The 22480-nt window shown below is 70.4% G+C and carries 22 protein-coding genes; 11 read left to right on the forward strand and 11 right to left on the reverse strand.

Annotated features, from left to right (window positions below):
- The first annotated feature begins 31 nt into the window (after positions 1–31).
- Positions 32–1576 carry a lysine--tRNA ligase gene (gene lysS / locus F6J85_RS01255; RefSeq protein ID WP_150923504.1) on the forward strand — a complete coding sequence of 515 codons (1545 nt, stop codon included), beginning with the start codon at positions 32–34 and terminating at the stop codon, positions 1574–1576.
- A gap of 11 nt (positions 1577–1587) precedes the next feature.
- On the opposite strand, the gene F6J85_RS01260 is transcribed toward lysS, so the two are convergent.
- A complete protein-coding gene (locus F6J85_RS01260) occupies positions 1588–2763 on the reverse strand; it encodes a DUF4192 family protein (RefSeq protein WP_150923505.1) in 1176 nt (391 codons plus the stop codon).
- 168 nt (positions 2764–2931) lie between these two features.
- Between F6J85_RS01260 and F6J85_RS01265 the strand changes: the two genes are divergently transcribed.
- The 4 genes from F6J85_RS01265 to F6J85_RS01280 all read left to right on the forward strand — a co-directional run bounded on the left by F6J85_RS01265 (position 2932) and on the right by F6J85_RS01280 (position 6455).
- Positions 2932–3120 (forward strand): olfactory receptor family 2 protein, encoded by a 189-nt coding sequence (locus F6J85_RS01265; RefSeq protein WP_150918056.1) that lies wholly within the window; start codon positions 2932–2934, stop codon positions 3118–3120.
- Positions 3121–3182: 62 nt separating this feature from the next.
- On the forward strand, positions 3183–4649 hold the full coding sequence (cls, locus tag F6J85_RS01270) for a cardiolipin synthase (protein ID WP_150923506.1): 1467 nt from the start codon (positions 3183–3185) through the stop codon (positions 4647–4649).
- Between the two features lie 135 nt (positions 4650–4784).
- Positions 4785–5501, forward strand: a complete 717-nt coding sequence (locus tag F6J85_RS01275; protein ID WP_150923507.1) for a hypothetical protein — start codon at positions 4785–4787, stop codon at positions 5499–5501.
- A 156-nt stretch (positions 5502–5657) separates the two neighbouring features.
- Positions 5658–6455 (forward strand): alpha/beta fold hydrolase, encoded by a 798-nt coding sequence (locus F6J85_RS01280; protein WP_150923508.1) that lies wholly within the window; start codon positions 5658–5660, stop codon positions 6453–6455.
- A gap of 1 nt (position 6456) precedes the next feature.
- Here the strand turns inward: F6J85_RS01280 and F6J85_RS01285 are convergent, their stop codons facing one another.
- The 4 genes from F6J85_RS01285 to F6J85_RS01300 are packed head-to-tail and all read right to left on the reverse strand — an operon-like array spanning position 6457 to position 8736.
- Positions 6457–6690 carry a helix-turn-helix domain-containing protein gene (locus F6J85_RS01285; RefSeq protein ID WP_150923509.1) on the reverse strand — a complete coding sequence of 78 codons (234 nt, stop codon included), beginning with the start codon at positions 6688–6690 and terminating at the stop codon, positions 6457–6459.
- Positions 6687–7295: a hypothetical protein gene (locus tag F6J85_RS01290; RefSeq protein WP_150923510.1), complete on the reverse strand. Its 609-nt coding sequence runs from the start codon at positions 7293–7295 to the stop codon at positions 6687–6689. Before F6J85_RS01290 ends, F6J85_RS01285 begins: the two co-directional genes overlap by 4 nt.
- Positions 7295–8053: a hypothetical protein gene (locus tag F6J85_RS01295; protein ID WP_150923511.1), complete on the reverse strand. Its 759-nt coding sequence runs from the start codon at positions 8051–8053 to the stop codon at positions 7295–7297. Before F6J85_RS01295 ends, F6J85_RS01290 begins: the two co-directional genes overlap by 1 nt.
- A complete protein-coding gene (locus F6J85_RS01300) occupies positions 8053–8736 on the reverse strand; it encodes a hypothetical protein (RefSeq protein ID WP_150923512.1) in 684 nt (227 codons plus the stop codon). Before F6J85_RS01300 ends, F6J85_RS01295 begins: the two co-directional genes overlap by 1 nt.
- A 222-nt stretch (positions 8737–8958) precedes the next feature.
- On the opposite strand from F6J85_RS01300, the gene F6J85_RS01305 reads away from it, so the two are divergent.
- Positions 8959–11484: an ATP-dependent Clp protease ATP-binding subunit gene (locus tag F6J85_RS01305; RefSeq protein WP_150923513.1), complete on the forward strand. Its 2526-nt coding sequence runs from the start codon at positions 8959–8961 to the stop codon at positions 11482–11484.
- Between the two features lie 68 nt (positions 11485–11552).
- On the opposite strand, the gene F6J85_RS01310 is transcribed toward F6J85_RS01305, so the two are convergent.
- Complete coding sequence (locus F6J85_RS01310; RefSeq protein WP_150923514.1) at positions 11553–13235, reverse strand: NAD(P)/FAD-dependent oxidoreductase; 1683 nt, start codon at positions 13233–13235, stop codon at positions 11553–11555.
- An 84-nt stretch (positions 13236–13319) separates the two neighbouring features.
- On the opposite strand from F6J85_RS01310, the gene F6J85_RS01315 reads away from it, so the two are divergent.
- The 4 genes from F6J85_RS01315 (at position 13320) to F6J85_RS18100 (ending at position 15430) form a co-directional block, all read left to right on the forward strand.
- Positions 13320–13820 (forward strand): amino-acid N-acetyltransferase, encoded by a 501-nt coding sequence (locus tag F6J85_RS01315; protein ID WP_150918036.1) that lies wholly within the window; start codon positions 13320–13322, stop codon positions 13818–13820.
- A gap of 59 nt (positions 13821–13879) precedes the next feature.
- The gene (locus F6J85_RS01320) at positions 13880–14563 is read left to right on the forward strand and encodes a hypothetical protein (protein WP_191906701.1); all 684 of its coding nucleotides are present in this window, start codon (positions 13880–13882) and stop codon (positions 14561–14563) included.
- A gap of 265 nt (positions 14564–14828) precedes the next feature.
- Positions 14829–15233, forward strand: coding sequence for a dehydrogenase (locus F6J85_RS01325; RefSeq protein WP_150923515.1), 405 nt, complete (start codon positions 14829–14831; stop codon positions 15231–15233).
- 71 nt (positions 15234–15304) lie between these two features.
- Positions 15305–15430: a hypothetical protein gene (locus F6J85_RS18100; protein ID WP_275094056.1), complete on the forward strand. Its 126-nt coding sequence runs from the start codon at positions 15305–15307 to the stop codon at positions 15428–15430.
- Between the two features lie 36 nt (positions 15431–15466).
- Here the strand turns inward: F6J85_RS18100 and F6J85_RS01330 are convergent, their stop codons facing one another.
- From F6J85_RS01330 to F6J85_RS01350, 5 genes are all read right to left on the reverse strand, one after another.
- Positions 15467–16354, reverse strand: coding sequence for an acyl-CoA dehydrogenase family protein (locus F6J85_RS01330; protein WP_202980858.1), 888 nt, complete (start codon positions 16352–16354; stop codon positions 15467–15469).
- Between the two features lie 301 nt (positions 16355–16655).
- Positions 16656–18464, reverse strand: a complete 1809-nt coding sequence (locus F6J85_RS01335) for an adenine deaminase C-terminal domain-containing protein (RefSeq protein WP_150923516.1) — start codon at positions 18462–18464, stop codon at positions 16656–16658.
- Entirely contained in the window at positions 18461–19576 is a 1116-nt protein-coding gene (gene add, locus F6J85_RS01340; protein ID WP_150923517.1) for an adenosine deaminase, read from the reverse strand. The genes F6J85_RS01335 and add overlap by 4 nt, the downstream gene beginning before the upstream one ends.
- 184 nt (positions 19577–19760) lie before the next feature.
- Positions 19761–20510: a GntR family transcriptional regulator gene (locus tag F6J85_RS01345; RefSeq protein ID WP_191906702.1), complete on the reverse strand. Its 750-nt coding sequence runs from the start codon at positions 20508–20510 to the stop codon at positions 19761–19763.
- Complete coding sequence (locus F6J85_RS01350) at positions 20507–21028, reverse strand: PPC domain-containing DNA-binding protein (RefSeq protein WP_191906703.1); 522 nt, start codon at positions 21026–21028, stop codon at positions 20507–20509. The genes F6J85_RS01345 and F6J85_RS01350 overlap by 4 nt, the downstream gene beginning before the upstream one ends.
- Before the next feature lie 234 nt (positions 21029–21262).
- Between F6J85_RS01350 and F6J85_RS01355 the strand changes: the two genes are divergently transcribed.
- Positions 21263–22465, forward strand: a complete 1203-nt coding sequence (locus F6J85_RS01355; RefSeq protein ID WP_191906704.1) for a metal-dependent hydrolase family protein — start codon at positions 21263–21265, stop codon at positions 22463–22465.
- Positions 22466–22480: the final 15 nt, after the last annotated feature.

The following is a 22480-nucleotide window of genomic DNA, read 5'->3' on the forward strand; positions in this document are numbered from 1 at the left end:
ACTGGGAGCGAATCCCGAGGAGCCCCCAGCGATGACCGACGCGCCCGTATCCGCACCCGCCGCATCGTCCGACGACGACGCCGAACGCGCCGAACTGAACGACGCCTTCGAGCAGAAGGCGGTGCGTCTGGCCAAGCGCGAGCGTCTGCTGGCCGAGCGCGCGGATGCTGCCGGCGGCCCGTATCCCGTCGTCGTACCGGTGACCGACACCATCCCCGAGGTCCGTGCCCGCTTCGGCGAGCTGGAGGCAGGCGAGGAGACCGGCGTCACCGTCGGCGTCGCCGGCCGTGTGGTCTTCAGCCGCAACACCGGGAAGCTGTGCTTCGCCTCGCTGCAGTCCGGTGACGGCAGTCGCATCCAGGCGATGGTGTCTCTCGCCGTCGTCGGGGAGGAATCGCTCCAGCGCTGGAAGGACCTCGTCGACCTCGGCGACCACGTGTTCGTCTCGGGCGAGGTGATCTCCAGCCGCCGCGGCGAGCTGTCGATCATGGTGCGCGAGTGGCAGATCGCCGCCAAGGCCGTCCTGCCGCTGCCCAACATGTACACCGAGCTCAGCGAAGAGAGCCGCGTGCGCAGCCGGTACCTCGACCTGATCGTGCGCGACCGCGCCCGCGAGACCGTCGTCGCGCGCGCGAAGGTCAACGCGAGCCTGCGGGCGACCTTCGCCGAGCGCGGCTTCCTCGAGGTGGAGACCCCCATGCTGCAGGTGCAGCACGGCGGCGCGAGCGCACGGCCGTTCGTCACGCACGCCAACGCCTTCGACGCCGACCTGTTCCTGCGGATCGCGCCCGAGCTCTTCCTCAAGCGCGCCGTGGTCGGCGGCATCGACCGCGTCTTCGAGATCAACCGCAACTTCCGCAACGAGGGCGCCGACTCCACGCACAGCCCCGAGTTCGCGATGCTCGAGGCCTACCAGGCGTACACCGACTACTCCGGCATCGCCGACCTGACGCAGGCGCTCGTGCAGAACGCCGCCGTGGCCGTGACCGGGTCGACCACCGTCACGTGGGCCGACGGCACCGACTACGACCTCGGCGGCGAGTGGGACCGCCTCTCGATGTACGGGTCGCTGTCGGAGGCCGCGGGCCAGGAGATCACGCCCGAGACCTCGATCGAGGAGCTGCGCGCGCTCGCCGAGAAGGCGGGCGTGGACGCGCCGCCGCATCCCACCCACGGCAAGTGGGTCGAGGAGCTGTGGGAGCACTTCGTCAAGACCGGGCTGACCCGCCCGACGTTCGTGATGGACTTCCCCGTCGACACGAGCCCGCTCGTGCGCGAGCACCGGTCGATCCCCGGTGTCGTGGAGAAGTGGGACCTGTACGTGCGCGGGTTCGAGCTGGCCACGGGGTATTCCGAACTCGTCGATCCGGTCATCCAGCGTGAGCGCTTCGTCGAGCAGGCGCTGCTGGCCGCCGGTGGCGACGATGAGGCGATGCGCATCGACGAGGAGTTCCTGCGTGCCCTCGAGCACGGCATGCCTCCCACCGGTGGCATGGGGATGGGCATCGACCGCCTGCTGATGGCGATCACCGGGCTCGGCATCCGCGAGACCATCCTGTTCCCCCTCGTGAAGTGAAGTGACCATGCTCACGACTCGACCCCGCGCGAGTCGATGAGGCGGGTCACCGGGTCGGACGGCACCGACCGCCGGTACACCCACTCGGGCAGATGACCGCTGGCGGCGAAGGCCAGCACGATCCCGGCCATGCCGTGATCCGGTTCGATCTCGCGCGCCATCTCGGCGTAGCGGCCGGCATGCGTCGAGCGTCCCAGCGCCCACGCGAGCCACGCCGCCGCGGCGAGGATTCCCGGCCGGGTGGCGCGGGGAGCCGCCGCGGCCAAGTGGCGGGTCAGGGCGAGCGCGGCCTGCAGCCGGTCGGGGTCGGGTGAGGGTCCCTCGCCCCAGATCGGCGCGGCGAGGTGCTCGGGATACCCACCGCCCTCGGCGTAACGCATCTGCGCGGCGAACGCCTCGTCCCCGGCCGCGAGGTCGCGCGCCCACTGGACGAGCGCGACGTCGCGCAGGCCGGGACGCGTCAGGCACCACACCACGGCAGCGGCTTCGTAGGGGTCCAGCTCCGCGGGAGCGTACTCGATCGCCTCCTCCAGCAGCAGCGGCACGTCGTCCATCCGGCCCACCGTCGACAGGGCGTCCGGCCCGAGGGGAGGGCTCGAGGACTGCGGCACGTCGCCGAAGAGCGCGCTCAGCGCGCGGTCGATCTCGATCAGAGCGCGTCCCAGACGCTCCTTCTCCGCCAGGTCGATCCTGGGGAGGTCGGCCCCGGAGGCCTGATCCTCGGTCGGCAGCGGCTCGTCGGCGAACGCTTCATGGTCGTACGGGATGTCCGACAGCGGGTGCCCCGCGGCGGGGCATCCGGGGTCGAGATATGACCCCCATCCGTCCGCCGCGACGCACAGTGCCTCGCTCACCCGCAGGCCGCACACATCGGACTGCGCGATCAGAGCGCGCGCCAGGGCCTCCTGCGGCCGACCCTCCACCGCCGCGAAGGCGTCATCGGTGTACACGACGGCGGCCACCGCATCCGCATGACTGACCTTGCACACCATTCCGATGTAGGTCGAGCTCAGACTGTCGAGCTCGGCGCGGTCGAGGGTGTCGGGAAGGTCAAGACGAAGGCCGCCGAGGGTGCGGTTGCCGTCGAACGGGATGAGCACGAGGCTGCGCGTGGGCCGGTAGCCCAGGAGGCGCGGGACCAGGGCCAGGAAGTCGGCGGCTCCGGCCGCGCGGAAGATGGTCGTCATGCCGATCACCCTGGTCGGCGGCGGCATTCCCGCGGGCACGTGCCGACCCGTCGGTGGATGACTGGTTCCGCCGGTGGGGCTGGGGAGGAGAGGTGCGCGAGCGGGCCACGCATCCCTCGCCGGTCGACGCGCGGAGAGCGTCCCGCCGGCACGGCGTATCCTGGAGAGGTGGACCCCTACTGGACTGCTGTGATCTGGTCGCTTCTGCCGACCGTGGCGGTGTCGGCGGTGTTCTACTTCATCCTCCGCTCCATCCTGCGCATGGACCGCACGGAGCGGAAGGCGTACGCGCGCGTGGAGGCCGAGGAACGCGCCAAGCGCGGACTGCCGCCCCAGCCCGCGGCATCCGACCGCTGATCCGTCGGATGCCCTGTCGGCGCCATTGGATACGCTGAGAGGGTTCACCGGCGGGGGGTGCAGTGGTCGAAGTCACCTTTGACGCCACATGGTGGGTGGTCGTCGCCCTCATCGTCGACGTGACGATCCGCGTCGCGGCGATCATCATCGTCCCGCGGAACCGCCGGCCCACCTCGGCGATGGCGTGGCTGCTGGCCATCTACTTCATCCCGTACATCGGGGTGGTGCTGTTCCTGCTGATCGGAAACCCGCGCCTCCCGCGCAAATTCCGGCGCAAGCAGGAGGCGTTGAACAACTACCTGCGCGAGACCAGCGCCTCACTCGATTTCGGGACCCTGCGGCCGAACGCCCCCGAGTGGTTCCGTGCGCTGGTGACATTGAACCGCAACCTAGGGGCCATGCCGCTCGCCGGTGACAACGGCGCGACCCTCATCTCGGACTACCAGAAGAGCCTCGACGAGATGGCCGAGGCCATCCGGCAGGCCGAGCGCTACGTGCACGTGGAGTTCTACATCCTCCAGTCCGATGACGCCACCGACAACTTCTTCCGTGCGCTGGAGGAGGCCACCGCGCGCGGCGTCGTGGTCAGGGTGCTGCTGGATCACTGGGCCAATCGCGGCAAGCCGTACTACCGCCGCACGCTGCGCCGGCTGACGGCGATGGGGGCGCACTGGTACCTGCTGCTGCCCGTCCAGCCCCTGCGGGGCCGGACGCAGCGCCCCGACCTGCGCAACCACCGCAAGCTGCTGGTCGTGGACGGCAGGGTCGCCTACATGGGATCGCAGAACGTCACGGACTCCACCTACAACCTGCACAAGAACATCCGCCGGGGGCTGCACTGGGTCGACCTCATGGTCCGCGTCGAGGGTCCCGTGGTCGCGAGCATCAACGCCGTGTTCCTGTCCGACTGGTACGGGGAGAGCGACGAGATCCTCTCCGACGAGATCGGCCTGTTCGACGTGACCGGGGGAGCGGGCGACCTGGACTGCCAGATCGTCCCGTCGGGGCCGGGATTCGATTTCCAGAACAACCTGAAGCTGTTCCTGGCCCTCATCTACGCGGCACGCGAGCGGATCAGCATCGTCAGCCCGTACTTCGTGCCGGAAGAGGCGCTGCTCCTGGCCATCACCACGGCATGCCAGCGCGGGGTGAGCGTCGAGCTGTTCGTCTCCGAGGAGGGCGACCAGGCGGTGGTCTATCACGCGCAGCGCAGCTACTACGAGTCGCTGCTGCGGGCCGGCGTGAAGATCTGGATGTACCGCAAGCCCTACATCCTCCACTCCAAGAGCGTCACGATCGACGACGAGGTGGCGGTGATCGGGTCCAGCAACATGGACATGCGCTCGTTCGGTCTGAACCTGGAGATCTCGATGCTCGTGCGGGGCGGGGAATTCGCGCGCGAGATGCATGCCGTCGAAGACACCTACCGCAGCCTCAGCCGGGAGCTGACCCTCGAGGAGTGGCTGAACCAGCCGCTTCGCTCCACCCTCCTCGACAACCTCGCGCGCCTCACTTCCGCCCTCCAGTAGCCGGTCCTGCAGTCGTCGCGACCCGCGTGGATCGTGATGGGGGCGTTACCTCATCCGTCGGATTCGTCCAGCCAGGTTCGGAAGGATGGGTCACAGGCCTCCGCTGGGTGGCCGCCGCAGCATCCGGAGGTCTCAATGTCCCGTCGCATTCGCTCGCTCGTCGTCGCATGGGGCGCGGCCGCACTGGCTGTCGGTGTGCTCTCCGGATGCGCATCCGGCCAAGGCGGCGCATCCTCCGCTCCGCCGGCGACGCAGACCGGCGACGCCGTGGATGTCGGGGCCGCGTGGCTGGACGGCGGCGCGATGGTCGGGGTGCTCGTAGCGGGCAGTTCGACCTGCAAGCCCTTCGCCGAGGAGGTCGCCTACGACGACGGCGTGCTGAGCGTCTCGGTCATGGAGCCCGACGGTGCGTGCACCCGCGACTACGTGCTGCGCGGGTTGGCCGTGCCCCTTCCCGAGGGTGTCGACCCGGCCGAGGATCTGACGATCGAGGTGCGCGGATCGGGCTACGTGGGCCGCACCGACCTTCCCGGCGCCCCCGGTCTCACCCCCGGCACGGGGATGGACGGCGGCCAGCCGAGCGCCGGATGGGCCGGCCCCGGCACCTTCGCCCTGCTCACGTGGGGTTCGTCGAGCTGCCCGCCGCAGGTGGAGTCGGCAGCGGTGTCGGCGCCGGGTGAGATCTCCGTGGCGTTCGTCGCTCCGGCGCCCGACCAGATCTGCACGGCCGACATGGCGGCGCGGGTGACCGTCGTCGAGGTGCCTGATGTGCCCGCCGGTGTCGCCTACGAGGCAGTGCTCTCGGGCGACTCGTACGACGGCATCCGCATCCCCATCGCCGGCCAGCCCTGACCCGAGCGGGTCACCTCGCACCTGACCCCGCCTCACCGCCCGATCCCACGTGCGCGCCTGTTCGATGCATCCGCGCCGTTAAGAGATGGCGCGGATGCACGGAAGTGGCGCGGACGTGGGCTCGGGCGGTCGCCGGGATGCGCCACGATGAGAGGCATGGATGCTGCCATCCCCGCCCTGACCGAGATGCCCGCGCGGCGCTATGTCATGGTGGGCGACGGCGCGCGGCTGGTGACCTACTCGTGGGGCGACCCCGATGCGCCGGCGGTGTTCTGCGTCCACGGGTTCGGCTCGAGCACCCGCGACAACTGGGTCAGCACCGGGTGGGTGCGCGAGCTGCTGCGCCGCGGACTCCGGGTGCTGGCCGTCGACCAGCGCGGGCACGGCGCGAGCGACAAGCCGCACGATGCCGCCGACTATGCGATGCCGGTGCTCGTGAGCGACCTCACGACGGTGCTCGACACGTACCTCCTTGACGGCGTCCGTTACCTCGGCTACTCCCTCGGCGGCCGCGTGGGGTGGCAGCTCGCCGTCGACGCGCCAGAGCACGTCGAGCGGGCGGTGCTCGGCGGCATCCCCGACGGCCGCCCGCTCGCGCGGCTCCAGGTCGAGCAGGCGCGGGCGTACGTCGATTCCGGCGAGCCGGTCACCGATCCGGTCACCCGACGGTATGTGGGGCTGGCCGAGCGGGTCGCCGGCAACGACCTGCGCGCGCTCATCGCGGTGGCCGAGGGGATGCGCATCGGCGACAGCGATCCGGATCCCGCCGCGCCGCCCCACCAGCGGGTGCTGTTCGCCACCGGCAGCGACGATCCGATCATCGAAGAATCCCGGCACCTGGCCGGGCTGACCCCGAACGGCACGTTCTTCGAGATCCCCGGCCGCCACCACACCAACGCGCCCGGCGCGCGGGCGTTCCGGCAGGCCGGCGCCGACTTCCTCGCGGCGCCCTGAGTCAGTCCCGCGCCAGCACCAGCAGGTCGCCGATCTCGCAGTCCAGCGCCCGGCAGATCGCCGACAGCGTCGAATAGCGGATGGCGCGGGCACGGTCGTTCTTGAGCACCGACAGGTTCACGATGGAGACGCCGACCAGCTCCGACAGCCGGGTCAGCGTCATCCCGCGCTCGGCGAGCAGCTCGTCCAGCCGGCAGTGGACCCCGCTGGGCCCGTCGTCCTCGGCGGGGCTCACACCAGCCCCTCCGAATCCTGCTGCAGTCGGATGCCGCGGCGGAACGCGAGCGAGAGCAGCCCGAGCACCGTGGCAGCGATCCAGACGGCGAAGAACGGCCACGCCAGAGCCCACGAGTTCGGATCGAAGTCGGCCAGGCCCGCGGCCGCGAGGACACCGTTGCGTCCGAGGGTGTCGAGGAAGTACACCACGAGGGCACCGGCGAACATGATCCACCCCGCCGCGTCGAGCAGGCGCGGGTTCGTCGCGTCGAAGAAGCGGCCGCGCAGGAACCGCAGCGCGAGGACGGCGAACAGGACGATCACCGTCAGGGCGGCCGCCGCGCCCACGAGAATCGACACCCCCAGCGACAGCACGGAGAGGAGGTTGACGCCCTCGGCGGACACATCGCCCCACGTGACGTCGACGGCCGTGGGCGGGAGACCGTCGGAGGGGGGCAACTCCGCCGGGACGCCGTTGAACGGCACGGACACCGACGTGCCCGCGGGGGTGAACGTCCCCATCCAGCGGATGACCGCGGCGAACAGCACGATGACCGCCAGGACGCCGCTGGCCCCGAGCGTGGCGAGGATGTCGTTGCGTTCCTTCTTCGTCGTCTGTTCCATCACACCAGTCCCTTCGTGTCGTGCTGCATACGTGTGCCGATCGCGAACACGGCGGACAGGAGTGCGATCCCGAGTCCCCAGCCGATGGGGCTGAGATCCAGCGATAGGGCGAAGATGAAACCTTCCGCCACCCCGCTGCCGTCATCGTGCGAGGTGATCAGCTCGGGTGGGCCGAGGGAGGAGATGATCTGACCGCGCGCGATGGCGCCGAAGACCTGCGTGCCCAGACCCGCCGCGACGACGACGATCGCGGCGCCGCCGAGGGCCACCGGCAGCGTCCGGGCGAAGGGAGCCCCCCGCAGGAGCGCGAGGGCCAGCGACGCGATCCCGACGGCGAGGACGAGCGCGAGCGCCATGGGAAGCGCGGCCTCCGCCCACAGCAGCCAGCGCGGCCCGGCAGGGAGGTCGGCGACCTCGATCCATGCGGTGTCGTACCCCGCGGCCGGGACGGCGGTGGCGGACTCGAGGAAGCCCGGCGCTGTGCTGCCGCCTAGGGGCAGGTCGTCCACGCGCAGCACGGGCGCGCTGGCGAACCACACCGCCGAGGCGAGGAGGCTGTACACGCTGAGCGGGATCGCGACGAGCGCGCCGCCTCCCACGATGGCGACGACGACGCGCTCTCCGCGAGTGAGAGCTGATGGCGAGGCGCCCTCAGCCGCCGCGTCACGCCGGCGGGCCCAGGCCACCAGGGCCGCGGCGCAGACGATCTCGGCGACGGCGACGGCGAGCATCCCCAGATTCGTGCCGATGGCGTCCATCACACCAGTCCTTCCGTGTCGGCTTGCAGGGCGGCTCCGCGCCGGAACGCGAACGAGATGACGACGAGGATGCCGCCGACCCCGGCGAGCACCCAGTTGGCGTGGCGGATCACGACGCCGGAGGACGGGAAGCGGTCCAGCAGCAGCGCGGCCGGTCCGGCGGTGTCCTCGTACACGACGAGACCTGCCGCATCCGCGGTGCGCAGTCCGAGGTCGCCCACCATCACCGCGGTGGATTCGAGCAGCAGTGCGGGGGAGAGGAACGCCGCAGCGATCGCGAGCACGCCGAGGGCGAGCAGAGCGCCGGCGGCGAAGCGGGAGAACGGCAGCCCGGTGCCGAGGCGGCGGGCGAGGGTGAAGGCGACGACGCATCCGGCCAGCACCACGACGGCGATCGCGGCGTAGCCGCCCCACTTGAGTGCGCGGGCAAGGCCGGGCGGGTCGGGGTGGGTCACCTGCACGCTGTCGAAGAACACCCAGGCGTACACATCGTCCTGGCCGAGGTCGGGCGCGCTGCCGACGTCGGGAACGAGCGGCACGGAGGCCGTCAGTGCGCCGAACGCGATGCCGGCGGTGAGCACGGCGCCGAGCGCCACCGTGCCGAGCGCGAGCGCGGCGGCGAGCACCTGAACCGCCCGGGTGAGCGATCGGGTCACCGCAGCGGTCGTGGGCTGCGTCGTCATGCGAACCGTCCTTAACGATAATCGTTGTTATCGAAAATCGTTACATGGGTGGTGCGCATCGGTCAACCCCCGTCCTCCCGTCGCATCCGAGGGATGCCTCGGGGCGGTCCCGGCGCGCGCTATGCCGACGGCGAACACGGCCGTCCCGCATCCGAGCGCTGGTTAGTCTCGATATACGGCGCGCGGAAGCGTGCCTATCGACCCATTCTGGAGGGTTTGAGGATGTTCGAAAGATTCACCGACCGTGCCCGTCGAGTTGTGGTGCTCGCCCAAGAAGAGGCGAAGATGCTCAACCACAACTACATCGGCACCGAGCACATCCTGCTCGGGCTGATCCACGAGGGCGAGGGCGTGGCCGCCAAGGCCCTCGAGTCCCTCGGCATCTCGCTCGACGCCGTGCGTGAGCAGGTGCAGGACATCATCGGCCAGGGGCAGCAGCAGCCCACCGGCCACATCCCCTTCACCCCGCGCGCCAAGAAGGTGCTCGAGCTGTCGCTGCGCGAAGCGCTGCAGCTGGGCCACAACTACATCGGCACCGAGCACATCCTGCTCGGCCTCATCCGCGAGGGCGAGGGCGTGGCCGCGCAGGTGCTCGTCAAGCTCGGCGCCGACCTGAACAAGGTGCGCCAGCAGGTCATCCAGCTGCTCAGCGGATACCAGGGCAAGGAGCCCGCGGGCGTCGCATCCGGCGCCGGCGAGCAGACCTCCGCCAGCTCGCAGGGCGGCTCCGCGGTGCTCGACCAGTTCGGGCGCAACCTCACGCAGGCCGCGCGCGACAACAAGCTCGACCCGGTGATCGGACGCGAGAAGGAGATCGAGCGCGTCATGCAGATCCTGTCGCGCCGCTCGAAGAACAACCCCGTCCTCATCGGCGAGCCCGGCGTCGGCAAGACCGCCGTCGTGGAGGGCCTCGCGCAGGCCATCGTCAAGGGCGATGTGCCCGAGACGCTCAAGGACAAGCAGGTCTACTCGCTCGACCTCGGGTCGCTCATCGCCGGATCCCGCTACCGCGGTGACTTCGAAGAGCGCCTGAAGAAGGTCACGAAGGAGATCCGCACGCGCGGTGACATCATCGTCTTCATCGACGAGATCCACACGCTCGTGGGTGCCGGTGCCGCCGAGGGCGCCATCGACGCCGCGTCGATCCTGAAGCCGCTGCTCGCCCGCGGCGAGCTGCAGACGATTGGTGCCACGACGCTCGACGAGTACCGCAAGCACTTCGAGAAGGATGCTGCGCTGGAGCGCCGCTTCCAGCCGATCCAGGTCGCAGAGCCCAGCCTGCCGCACGCCATCAACATCCTGAAGGGCCTGCGCGACCGGTACGAGGCGCACCACAAGGTGCAGATCACCGACGGTGCGATCGTGGCGGCGGCGAACCTGGCCGACCGTTACGTCAGCGACCGGTTCCTGCCCGACAAGGCCATCGACCTGATCGACGAGGCCGGCGCACGCCTGCGTCTGTCGATCCTGTCCAGCCCACCCGAGCTGCGCGAATTCGACGAGAAGATCGCCAAGGTGCGCGAGCAGAAGGAAGTCGCCTCCGAGGAGCAGGACTTCGAGAAGGCCGCGTCGCTGCGCGACGAGGAGAAGTCGCTCCTGGCCGAGCGTCTTCGTCTCGAGAAGCAGTGGCGCAGCGGCGACGTCGCGAGCCACGCGGTCGTTGACGAAGGTCTCATCGCCGAGGTGCTCGCCCAGGCCACCGGCATCCCGGTGTTCAAGCTCACCGAGGAGGAGTCCAGCCGGCTCGTCTTCATGGAGAAGGCGCTGCACCAGCGGGTCATCGGTCAGGAAGAGGCGATCTCGGCCCTGGCCAAGACGATCCGCCGCCAGCGTGCGGGTCTGAAGGACCCCAAGCGCCCGTCCGGATCGTTCATCTTCGCCGGCCCCACGGGTGTCGGAAAGACCGAGCTGGCCAAGGCGCTCGCCGAGTTCCTCTTCGACGACGAGGGCGCGCTGATCTCCCTCGACATGTCGGAGTTCGGTGAGAAGCACACCGTCTCGCGGCTGTTCGGTGCCCCTCCCGGGTTCGTCGGCTTCGAAGAGGGTGGCCAGCTCACCGAGAAGGTGCGGCGCAAGCCGTTCTCGGTCGTGCTCTTCGACGAGATCGAGAAGGCCCACCCCGACATCTTCAACTCGCTCCTGCAGATCCTCGAAGAGGGTCGTCTGACCGACGGTCAGGGCCGCATGATCGACTTCAAGAACACCGTCATCATCATGACGACGAACCTCGGTTCGTCGGCGATCGCCGGTGGTCCGGTCGGGTTCCAGGTCGAGGGCAACAGCCAGACGAGCTACGACCGGATGAAGGGCAAGGTCGACGAGGAGCTGAAGCGTCACTTCAAGCCCGAGTTCCTCAACCGTCTCGACGACATCATCGTCTTCCCGCAGCTGTCCAAGCCCGAGCTGGTGCAGATCGTCGACCTGTTCACCAAGCGCCTCGCCGACCGGCTGCTCGATCGCGACATGACGATCGAGCTGTCGCAGGCGGCCAAGGAGCGGCTCATCGAGATCGGATTCGACCCGGCTCTGGGCGCCCGCCCGCTGCGTCGGGCCATGCAGCGCGAAGTCGAGGATCGTCTGAGCGAGAAGATCCTGCACGGTGAGCTCGAGTCCGGCGACCACGTGAAGGTCGACGCGGAGAACGGCGAGTTCGTCTTCGAGAACGGTCCCCGAGGCGAGAAGGTCGCCGTCGGTGTGACCGGCGGCGGGGAGATCACCGCGACACCGGACATCGTCGCCGGTTCCTGAGCGACACGAAGGGCGGATGCTGCGGCATCCGCCCTTCGTCGTTCCTGGGGTCAGGCGCGAGAAGCCGGTCAGCGGGCGGCCAGGTGCGCGTGCACGGCGGAGATCACCACCGACCCCTCGCCCACGGCGGATGCGACGCGTTTGAGGGAGCTGCGCCGGGTGTCACCCACCGCGAACAAGCCGGGGACGGAGGTCTCGAGCGACCCGGGCGGCTCTCCGCCGCGCCAGGGGTCGGGGAGGTCTTCGTCGGGAGCGGAGGATCCGGTCACGAGATACCCCCACCGGTCGCGCAGGACACTGTCGGGCAGCCACTCGGTATGCGGGCGCGCGCCGATCGTGACGAACAGCGCGTGACAGGGGCGCAGCTCGCGGACTGCATCCGTGACGTGCTCGACCTCGATGGCGGCCAGGCGCCCCTCGTCATCCGGTTGCGCCCCCACCACGCGCGAGTCGCGCACGATCTCCACGCCGAGGGCATCGAGCTGAGCGATGAGGTAGCTCGACATGCTCGCGGCCAGAGACGGGCCCCGGACGAGAAGGGCTACGGATGCCGCGTAGCGAGCGAGGTGCAGCGCCGCCTGCCCTGCGGAGTTGCCGCCGCCCACGACGACGACCGCGCGGCCGCGCTGCGCCCGGGCCTCGACGGAGGACGCCCCGTAGAACACCGACGTCCCCACGAAGGGCCGCAGGGCGGGCACTGACAGCCGGCGGTACGCGATGCCGGTCGCGAGCACGACGCTGCCGGCGACCACATGCTCGTCACCGGGCCCCACGGTGAGCGTGAAGGCAGCATCCTCGTCGGCACGCGCCAGACCGGTCGCCTCCCGCGCGTGCGCGAACCGAGCCCCGAACGCCCACGCCTGCTGATAGGCCCGGCGCGCTAGTTCCGCGCCGGCAACGCCACGCGGGAAGCCGAGGTAATTTCGGATGAGCGAACTCGATCCGGCCTGGCCGCCCACCGAGCCGCGTTCGATGACGAGGGCCGACAGTCCTTCCGAGGCGGCGTAGACGGCCGCAGCGAGCCCGCTCGGCCCTGCTCCCACGATCGCCACATCCACGGGCGATCCGGGAAGCCCTGTGGACAGGCCGGTCGCGTGCGCGATCGCGCGGTCATCGGGGTCGTCCAGCAGGCTCCCGTCCGCGGTCTGGACGACCGGTGCTCCGCGGTACGACCAGCCGGCGCGCCCGAGCAGCTCCACTGCGGGCGGCGAGGTCGGATCCAGCCGCGTCACCGCCAGACCGCTTCGCGCGAGCTGTGCGCTGAGCAGATGCGTGCGGGGCGTGATGTCCGACCCGATGATCGTGAATCCGCGCCGCTCGGGCGTCGTCGCGCGCCAGTCGCGGAGGTACTCGGTCACGGCGTGATGGAAGTCTTCGTCGCGCGGGTCCGCGGGGCGGACCACGTAGAAATCGATCAGCAGATCCGACATCAGTCGCAGCACGCGTGCCGCCGTGTCGGCGTCCGCCCACGCGCCCCACTCGATCAGGAGCGCGCGTCGCGCCTCCGGGAACAACCGGGTGGCGTGGGAGAACACGCCCTCGTCGGGATGCTCGGGAGCGTCGGCCGACGCGAGGACCAGCGCCACCGACCGGCCGTCGGCATGCAGTGCAGCCAGCGAATCCGCCGCGGTGTCGAGGGACACGACGTCGTAATGGGATGAGTACCGCGGCCGCAGGGCGCGAGCGACCCGCTCGGCGGGGTCGGGATCGACCACCGCGATGACGGGGGCAGGGGGCGACAGGACAGGCATGACACTTCCACGGTCGGCGGGGACGCAGGCAGTGTAGACCCACTGCCGAGCCGTCACCAGGCTCACTCGTCCTAGGCTGGATGCATGAGCGCGTTCACGGTCCGGCCCGCCCGCACGGCCGACGTCCGCGGCATCCATCGACTTCTCGACCCGTACGTGCAACGGCGGATCCTGCTGGGCAAAGACCTCGTCGTGCTCTACGAGTCGGTGCAGCAGTTCGTCGTCGCCGAGGCCGACGGCGAGCTCATCGGATGCGGCGCCCTCCACGTCATCTGGGAGGACCTCGCCGAGATCCGCACGCTCATCGTCGTGGACGAATGGCTGCACCGCGGAGTGGGCCGGGCCCTCGTGGCGGCGCTGGAGGACGGCGCGCGCGAGCTGGGCGTGCAGCGCCTGTTCTGTTTGACCTTCGAAGTGGACTTCTTCACCGCGCGCGGCTTCGCCCCCATCGGGGAGCAGGTCGTCGACCCCGACGTGTATTCGCAGCTCGTGCGCAGCCCCGATGAGGGCGTCGCCGAGTTCCTCGACCTCGCGCACGTCAAGCCGAACACCCTCGGCAACACGCGGATGCTGAAGACGCTGTAGCGCGTGACGCCGGGCGTGCCGCCCGCTCGCCTGCCGGTGGCGCGCCTACCCTGGAGAGCATGAGCGGTTCCTCTCCGCGAAGGCGGCACTCTCCGGCGGTCTACCGCCGTCGCCGGCTCGTCCTCCTGCTCGTCGTGCTGGTCGTCGTCGGCGGCCTGGTGTGGCTCTTCGTGGCACAGCCCTGGCGCAGCGCCGCCCAGTCCATCACGACGCCGAGCCCGACACCGACGAGTCAGACGCCCACCGCCTCTCCCACACCCTCCGACGCGCCCACCGAGACGCCGCCGACCGAAGGCGCGGAGGAAGAGGCTCCCAATCCCGAGCTCACACCCACGGCGGATGCGTGCCTGCCGGGCGACCTCACGATCGAGGCGCTCACCGACCAGCAGGCGTACGCCGCCGGCCAGAACCCGCAGCTGTCCATCCGCCTCGCCAACCGCAGCGACAGGGATTGCACCCTCAACGTCGGTACGAGTGCTCAGTCGTTCACCGTCTCCAGCGGGAGCGACGTGTGGTGGCGGTCGACCGACTGCCAGACCGAGCCCAGCGACATGATCGTGCTCCTGACCGCAGGCCAGGAGACCACGAGTTCGGCGCCGCTGACGTGGGATCGTACGCGGTCATCCGTCGACACGTGCGATGGCGACCGTCCGAGCGCGCCCGGTGGGGGAGCGACGTACCACCTGACCGTGTCGATCGGCGGTATCGCCTCGACCAACACCGCGCCGTTCATCCTCCAGTGACCCGGGACTTTTGTCCCCCAAACGGCGGACAGACGTGAACCGATCGGTGAAGCTACAGTAGATACGCTTCTGCATCGAAGGATCGCACGACTGTCCCCAGCAGTCGGCCCGGTGTTCCCCAAGCACCCCATGGCCGCGGTCCTGCAGAATGCACGAGGCCCTCTCGAATCCGCCAGCCCCCAACTGGGGGATCCGAGAGGGCCTCCCCTTCGGGTCGGATGACCGCGGCTTCAGCGCCCCACGAGTGCGCCGTTAGGCTGGAGGGATGCCGGGGAAGAAGGGGCGCAAGGACGCCGAGCTGGAGTTCCGCAACACGGCGCTGGCCGATGCGCTGCAGACGCAGGACATGGCTGCCGTCGCCTTCGCACTGCGCCACGGGCCCACCGTGGTGCCGCTTCTGCGGGTGGGCGACCGGGACAACCCGCTGGACTCGGGGGAGGTCTGGACCTACCGCGACCCCGACAGCGGCGATATCGCGCTTCTGCTCTTCAGCGACGCGGCGCATAAACCCGAGACCCTGCCGCCGGGGGTCGCGCTGCAGTCGCCGGCGTGGTTGCGCGCGTTCCTGCAGGCCCACAGCGACCGGATCACCACGGTGTTCTTCGACATCGCCGGCCCTCACCCCATGCAGGCGACGCCTGCGGATCTGCTCGCCGCCCTCGGCCTCTGACGCGCCGGTCGAGCCGGCGACACTCCGCGCGAACTCGTGTCCACCCGGCCACAGATGGCAGACTCGGCCGTATGGAGTACCTGATCGTCGGCGTCGTGTGCGCCGCGGGCCTCGTCCTACCGATCGTCCTCGGCTTCGCGCAGCAGCAGCGCCGTCGCCGCACCGGTCCTCCGGGCCGCACGCACGGGGCGATCTGACCCGCTCCGTCCTCGAGCGCCGGGCGAGCCTGCGCTTCAGGGGGACTGCAGCACCCAGCCGCCGACCATCTCCTGGCTGAACGGGACCGAGTACGCCATGAGGGCGCCGGCCTGCGCGTCGCGGAAGATCCGCTGGATCGGCGACGAGAGGAGGTAGCCGCCGCCTCCGCCCACGCGCACGGCGACGGCCGCGGCACGCTTGGCCACCTCGTTCGCGAGCAACTTCGTCTCGGTCGCTGCGGGCATGGCCTCGGGCGAGTGCTGATCGGCGAGCCACGCCGCCCGCTCTGCCAGAAGGCGGGCCGCCTCGACCTCGGCCCACATCATCCCGGTCTCCTGGCGCACCCACTGCACGTCGGCGAGGATGGCGCCGCCCTTGCTGCGGTTCGCCGCGTCCTTGAGCGCGTCCAGCGCGGCGTGGGCGATGCCGATGGAGAGGAAGCCGAATCCGACGGTGATGAGGTTCGCGTACCCGGGAGCCGGCGGAGCGCACAGGCGCGAGCCGAGCAGAGGGGTGCGGTCGAACAGGATGCTGCGGCTGCGGGTCGCCCGCATCCCCATCGTCTCCTCGATCGGCGGAAAGGTGACCGTCTCGTCCACCGTGACGCCGAAGAAGCCCGGACCGCCCTCGATGCGGGCGTTGAGGAACAGGTGGTCCGCCGCCTCCGACCCCGAGACGAACAGCTTGCGGCCGGTGAGGGCCCAGTCCGCGCCGTCGGGCTCGGCATCCTGCTGCGACGCGAGGAAGTGGTTGCCGCCGGCGGGTTCGGACAGGGCATTGGCGAAGCGACGTCCGTCACGCAGCTCACGCGCGAAGAACGCCGACTCCTCGGGGGCGGACATGGTGACCAGGGCATGGGCGGCGCCCAGGTGCATGAGCCACACGGTCGCCAGAGCAGGGTGGGCCGAGGCGAGCGTCCGCACGACGGTGCCCAGGGTTGCGTAACTGAGCGCCTCGCCGCCGTGCTCGCGGGGAGGAACGCCGCATCCAGACCCGTCGCGTGGAGCGTGCGCAGGTGGTCGATCGGCAGGCGGGCGGCGGTGTCGTCGTCGGCGGCCGTGGCGGCGAAGCCGGGGATCAGTTCGCGAACGGTGTCGACCCATCGCTGCTCGCTCTCGGGAGGGGCGACGGGGGAGGGGCGCGTGAGCATGGTGGGCGTTCCTTTCCGGCCGTTCGGGTCGGCCGCTGCAGAGGGATGCGATCAGGTCGGTTCGACGGCGGTGGTCATCGGATGGGGTCGCGGGGGTGACCGCACGGATCCGCCGGCCCGGGCATCAGCACGTCGACGAAGGTCTGCGTCGCCGCGTCGATGAGGCCGCGCTCGGTGAGCCCTAGGTCGGGCACGACGTACAGGCCGACGAAGGACAGGATGATGTAGGGCGACGCAATGGGGCACCCCAGTTCGGCCGTGACGGCGTGGCCGTGCGCGAGGGCCGCGGCCGTCTGCTCGAACGGCGCCGCGCTCATCATGCCGCCCACCGGCAGCGCAACCCGGGCGAGGACTTCGCCGTCCGCCACCGTCACGAAGCCGCCGCCCATCCGGCCCAGCTCGGTGACGGCGAGCCGCATGGATGCGTCGTCGGCACCGACCACCGAGATGTTCATGTTGGGGCAGTTCATCGTGATCGCGATCGCGCCCCGGCGCAGTCCGAACCCGCGCACGAAGCCGACGCCGGTCAGCGCATCGCCGTGATGGCGATCGATGACGGCGATCTTCAGGACGTCCTGGGCCGGATCGGCGGTGACGGAGCCGTTCACGACCGGGAGGGTGGCCGTGAAGGCCCGCTTGAAGTACCCGTTGTACATCTCCATCGCACGCACGCGGGCGCTGTCGTGATGGGGTGGGGCGGGCACCCTGAGCAGATCGGCGGGCAGCTCCGCGGGAAGGTGCACGGTGTCGCGCGTCCACGCAGGGATCTCGTCGTCGTTCGGGAACAGCGCCGCGCCGTCGCGCGCGACGATGTCGCCGGCCACCACGACGACGGACGGCCGCACGTCGGCGAGGTCGGGGATGATCTGCAGGTCGGCGAGGCGGGAGGGGGCCAGCATCCCGAGCACCTGGTCCAGCCGGTAGTACTGCGCCGGGTGGATCGTGGCCATGCGGTACGCGAGCTGCGGGTCGATGCCGAAGCGGATCGCCTGGCGCACGTGGTGATCGATGTGCCCCTGCGTGGAGAGGTCCAGCGCGTGCTTGTCGTCGGCGCAGAAGCTCATGTGGCGAAGCGCCGGCGAGATCGCTTCGACGTCGGCGAACAGCGGCACGGTGTTGTCGGTGAGGGAGGAGCCCATGACCGTCACCATGGCGCCCAGGCGCGTGCGCTCCAGCACCTCCGCGACGGTGGCGGCGTTGTGGTCGTCGCTGATCCCGGCCGCCAGGTAGCCCCACAGCGACTCCCCGGTCTGGGCGGCGGTGTGTCCGGTCAGCCGGCGGCCGGCCACCAGCGCCTCGCGGAACCGTCCCGTCGACACCTCGCCGTAGTCGAACGGATTGCTCTCCCCGAGGGTGACCGTGACGTCGTCGTGGAGGCGGGCGCGCACGGTGCCCTCCGGGATCGTCGCGCCGCCGCGCTCGAGTGCGGGGGCGCCCGGGGTGGCCGGGGAGACCTGCTGGAACACGTGCAGCGGGGTGCGCGTGCGGAGCAGGAAGTCCATGCCGGCGGCTCCCCACACGTTCGCCGCGGCGTTGGGGTCGGTCAGCACGGTGGTCGTGCCGCGCGCCACAGACAGGCGTGCCAGCTCTCCCGGGGTGAGGTTGGTGTACTCGGTGTGCAGGTGAGCGTCGATGAAGCCCGGGACCACGTGGCAGCCGTGCGCGTCGACCTCCGCGGCGGCCCCGGTCACATGACCCCAGGGGGTGAGCGCGGCGATGTGACGCCCGGCGATCACGACGTCGCGCTCGAGCCATTCCTCCGTGCCCGGGGACTGCACGCGTCCGCCGCGCACGATGAGATCCGGGGAGGCGCGACCTGCGGCGACCTCGCGCAATCGAACGAGCTCGGCGGTGCTCGGGAGGAGAGAGGTCAGCTCGGTCATGCTGTCGTCGTCGCATCGACGGCGCTCGCCGCCACCGACGCGAGCTCGGTGTGCAGGGACGCCTTGGTGTCGGGGTCGGCGAAGGACGCGTCGATCGAGCGGGCGGCGAAGCCCACGAGGTCGGCGTGGTCGAAACCGAACTGCTCCGCCGCGACGGCCCAATCGGCCTCGAGCGTCGTGCCGAGTGGGGCGGGGTCGTCGGTGTTGAGCGTGACCAGCACCCCCGCCTCGTGCAGTCGGCGGAGCGGATGCTCGTGCCAGGAGGGCGAGATCCCGAGCGTCACGTTGGAGCGGGGGCAGACGCCGAGGCTGATGCCGCCGCCCACGAGTCGATCGAGGAGGGCGGGGTCCTCCACGGCGCGCACGCCGTGGTCGATGCGCTCGGCCTGCAGCAACTCGACCGCGTCCCACACGCCTTCGGGGCCGCTGGACTCCCCGGCGTGGACGGTGCGGTGAAGACCCCCCTGCGCTGCGCGCGCGAAGGCGGCCCGGAACTTCTCGCCCGTGCGACCCGTCACCTTCTCGTCGCCGTCGACGGACAGCGCCACGACACGGTGCGGGCGCCGCGTGATGAGGTCCGTCACGACGGCCTCCGCGTCCGCGGCGCTCTGACTGCGAAGCAGCGAGTAGGCGATGCTCACCGCGCACAGTCCATCCTGCTCGGCTTCGTCGAAGCCGGAGGCCAGCGCGTCCATGAGCGCCAGCTCTCGACCGTGCCAGGCGTTCCAGTGCGTGGGGTTGACGATGACATCGCTGTAGCGGACGCCGGACGCGCTCTGTCGCGCCGCGAAGGCGTACGCCACCCTGGCCGCCTGAGCGGGGGTGCGGACGAGGCCGCACTGCCAATCGAGGAAGCGCAGGAATCCGCTCAGCCCGGCCGCGCCCGCGCCGGCTCCTCCGCCCGAGGTGACCGCCGGCGCCGTGAACGCGTCGTGGGTGGTGATGTCGAAGAGCGTGGCCGCCGGTCCCGGCAGCCGGACGCCGTTGTCCTTCGCGAGCGTCAGGATGTCCAGCAGCGAGAACGTCCCCTCCAGATGCACGTGCACCTCTGCCTTGGGCAGCGAACGGATGGTGTGCTCATCGATGCGCCGGGAGCGCGGGGAGGAATGCATGGGGGCCTTTCACGCCAAGCGGATACATCAGGACCGTATCTCTCCGGCCGCTCCTTGTTGACAAGAAGGATGTTCTTGTTCGCGACCTGTAACGCTGATGTAACTGTTCGCCCTGATTTTCGCCGTCCGAGGATGGGAGTCCCAAAACTCGCGTAGCACTTGTTCACAAGAGACCCTTGGGGCCTCAGTGGCCGCCCCATGGCGGGCGCACCGTGCGCACGAAGGAATACGAGACGATGTCGGGGTCGTGGTACTCGATGCTGTGCATGAGACGGCGTCCGCTGGCGCCGATGCCGATCATCTCGAAGGTGACGACCGGGGCGCCCTCGCCGCGTTCGAACAGCACGGCCAGTTCCGCGTTCAGGGTCGTGACGCCGGGGGTGGTCACTTCCCAGATGACGGGTTCGCCCCACGCCCGCTGGGCCAGGCGGAAGACGGATTCCTCACCGCCGTGCTCCAGTTCGCCTTCGTACGGGACGACGTCGTCGGCGATCATCGCGACCGCCCCATCCGCCCGCCAGCGCCTGCGCATCGCGATCGCCGCCGTCGACTCCGGCAGCTCCATGACCGCCCCGACTCGCGAGCCCAGCGAGCTGCGGCGGGAGTCGAGGGTCTCGACCTCCGCGCGGTACCCCAGCCGATGCAGGAGGTCGGCGTGCTCGAACTGCTCCTCGAGCCGAACGCTCAAGCGCAGCGCGATGGGGTCCACCGTCGTGACGGTGCCCTGCCGGCGCCGCACGATGCCCTGCGCCTCCAGCTCCGACATGGCGTTGCGCAGTTGCTGGCGCGTGCAGCCCAGACGGGCCGTGAGCTCCAGCTCGCCGGGTAGCGGGGACTGGTCGCGCGCGGCCTCCCGCACGAAGCGCAGCAGCCCGTGCTGCACGTGCAGGTGGGCCGTGTCCCGCTGCGGGTGCGGCAGCGGCAGATACGTCACGACGTCGTCCTCGCCTCGTCGGCCGACTCGCTTCCCGCCCCGTGGTCGGCGGGCGGGGCCGACCCGACGAACCCCAGGATCGCGACTCCACTGGAGCAGGGGTGTGCCGTGCGGGTCATCACCGGAGCGAGCACCTCGTCGATCACGACCTCGACGACGTAGTGCGTCTCGGCGGCCAGGAGGTGGCCGGCCACCGCCGCACCGGAACGGTCCTTCTCGCCGAGGGCGACGTGGACGTGGACGACGTGCGCGCCGTCCGGGTCGCGCGTGATCGTGCCGGAGCCGACCCCCTCGCAGTACGTCGCCTCGATGTGGTCCGGCAGGGGGAGTTCGGGGTCGGCGGGCACCGTGTCCGAGGCGATCAGCCGGGCCCACCGCAGGGCACCGCTGAACGTGGAGATGACGCCCTGGTCGATGCCGGCATCCCGGCACGCCGTCGCCAGCGAGGAGAGCACCTCGTCGCCGGGCTCCAGCGCGATCATCAGTCGGCGGCCGCTGACGGCGGTGGCGATCTTCATGGGGTCTCCCGTCGCTCGCTTGTCGACAAGTGTCCCGCCCGGCATCGAACTTGTCGAGACCTCGCCCTTCAACTCCTCCCGGAATCCTGGCCTACCGGATGTTTCGGCGCGGTAAACGTTGCGCCGGATGACGCCACTTGTCGATGTGTCGGTGGCGACCGCGGTATGGTGGCGCTCGACGGAGCTGTCGACGACGGCTCCGTCTTTCCTGTCCCCGACCCGAGGAGTTCCACCGTGCCTGCGAACCTGCAACGGCTCACCGGTATCACCGTGTGGGACGGCGACGTCGAGGTGGGGCCCGCGACGCTGTCGTGGGACGGTGACCGGATCGTCGAGGTCGCTCCGACGGCGCCGGTCCAGAGTGAGCTCAGCATCATTCCGGGTCTCATCGACACGCACGTCCACCTGGACTCCGCCGCGGTGCCCGGAGCCGGCGACTGGATGACGTGGCCCCTCGTGACGCCGGTCTCCGAACGGTCGCTGCACGTGGTCGCACACGCGCGTCGCGCGGCCGCCATGGGCGTCACGACCCTGAGGGATCTCTCCGGCAGCGAGCCCCAGCTCTCCGCCGCGCGCGCCTTCGACGCGGGGCTCATCCCCGGCCCCCGTCTGCTCGTGCACGGCGCGGTCGGCATGACCGCCGGTCATGGCGATCTGTTCACGCCGCCTCATTATCCGCACCGCGGCCCCGTGGCCGACTCACCCGACGAGTGCCGCAAGCTCGTGCGTCAGTGGGCCCGCGAGGGTGCCGACGGCATCAAGATCTTCACCAGCGGCGGCGTCCTCTCGATCGGCGACAAGGTGGGCTGGCGCAATCAGACCCGGGAGGAGATCGCCGCGACCATCGACGAGGCCCACGCTCTCGGCATGCTCGTGGCCGCTCACGCGCACTCGTCGGAGGGCGTCGACATCGCCCTGGAGATGGGGGTCGACTCGATCGAACACGGCACCGGCATCCTGCCGCGGCACTGGGACGTGCTGCTCGAGCGCAACATCCCGGTGGCGCCGACGCTGCTGATCAACGACGCCATCGCCGAGCGCCGCATCCCCGTCAGCGACGAGGCGGCCGAGAAGGGGCGCGCCGTCGTCGCCGAGCGCGACGAGAACTTCGTCGGCGCCGCCGCAGCGGGCATCCGCTTCGTCCTCGGCACCGATGCGAACGGCGTGTTCGTCGCGTTCGGAGACCAGCTCGAGGAGCTGCGGCTCATGAAGCGTGCGTTCAGCTGGAGCTCCGAACGGACGCTGCGCGCCGGGACCTCCGACGCCGCCGACGCCATCCGCCTCACGACGAAGGTCGGGCGCCTCGCGCCGGGCCTCGGCGCCGACTTCGTCGTCGTGCGCGGCAAGCCATGGCGGGACATCGACGACCTCACCGCCGAGAACATCGTCGCCGTGGTCGCCCGCGGCCGGCTCGTCGCCGGAGCACTCCCCTCCTGATCCGCCCCTGCACCA

This window comes from Microbacterium lushaniae, from assembly GCF_008727775.1.
GTDB lineage: Bacteria > Actinomycetota > Actinomycetes > Actinomycetales > Microbacteriaceae > Microbacterium > Microbacterium lushaniae.

Bases quoted from the DNA above. Each gene is read 5' to 3' on its own strand.
- lysS (WP_150923504.1), top strand. From the start codon at position 32: ATGACCGACGCGCCCGTATCCGCACCCGCCGCATCGTCCGACGACGAC.
- F6J85_RS01260 (WP_150923505.1), bottom strand. From the start codon at position 2,763: ATGACGACCATCTTCCGCGCGGCCGGAGCCGCCGACTTCCTGGCCCTG.
- F6J85_RS01275 (WP_150923507.1), top strand. From the start codon at position 4,785: ATGTCCCGTCGCATTCGCTCGCTCGTCGTCGCATGGGGCGCGGCCGCA.
- F6J85_RS01280 (WP_150923508.1), top strand. From the start codon at position 5,658: ATGGATGCTGCCATCCCCGCCCTGACCGAGATGCCCGCGCGGCGCTAT.
- F6J85_RS01290 (WP_150923510.1), bottom strand. From the start codon at position 7,295: ATGGAACAGACGACGAAGAAGGAACGCAACGACATCCTCGCCACGCTC.
- F6J85_RS01295 (WP_150923511.1), bottom strand. From the start codon at position 8,053: ATGGACGCCATCGGCACGAATCTGGGGATGCTCGCCGTCGCCGTCGCC.
- F6J85_RS01300 (WP_150923512.1), bottom strand. From the start codon at position 8,736: ATGACGACGCAGCCCACGACCGCTGCGGTGACCCGATCGCTCACCCGG.
- F6J85_RS01305 (WP_150923513.1), top strand. From the start codon at position 8,959: ATGTTCGAAAGATTCACCGACCGTGCCCGTCGAGTTGTGGTGCTCGCC.
- F6J85_RS01310 (WP_150923514.1), bottom strand. From the start codon at position 13,235: ATGCCTGTCCTGTCGCCCCCTGCCCCCGTCATCGCGGTGGTCGATCCC.
- F6J85_RS01315 (WP_150918036.1), top strand. From the start codon at position 13,320: ATGAGCGCGTTCACGGTCCGGCCCGCCCGCACGGCCGACGTCCGCGGC.
- F6J85_RS01320 (WP_191906701.1), top strand. From the start codon at position 13,880: ATGAGCGGTTCCTCTCCGCGAAGGCGGCACTCTCCGGCGGTCTACCGC.
- F6J85_RS01325 (WP_150923515.1), top strand. From the start codon at position 14,829: ATGCCGGGGAAGAAGGGGCGCAAGGACGCCGAGCTGGAGTTCCGCAAC.
- F6J85_RS18100 (WP_275094056.1), top strand. From the start codon at position 15,305: ATGGAGTACCTGATCGTCGGCGTCGTGTGCGCCGCGGGCCTCGTCCTA.
- F6J85_RS01335 (WP_150923516.1), bottom strand. From the start codon at position 18,464: ATGACCGAGCTGACCTCTCTCCTCCCGAGCACCGCCGAGCTCGTTCGA.
- add (WP_150923517.1), bottom strand. From the start codon at position 19,576: ATGCATTCCTCCCCGCGCTCCCGGCGCATCGATGAGCACACCATCCGT.
- F6J85_RS01350 (WP_191906703.1), bottom strand. From the start codon at position 21,028: ATGAAGATCGCCACCGCCGTCAGCGGCCGCCGACTGATGATCGCGCTG.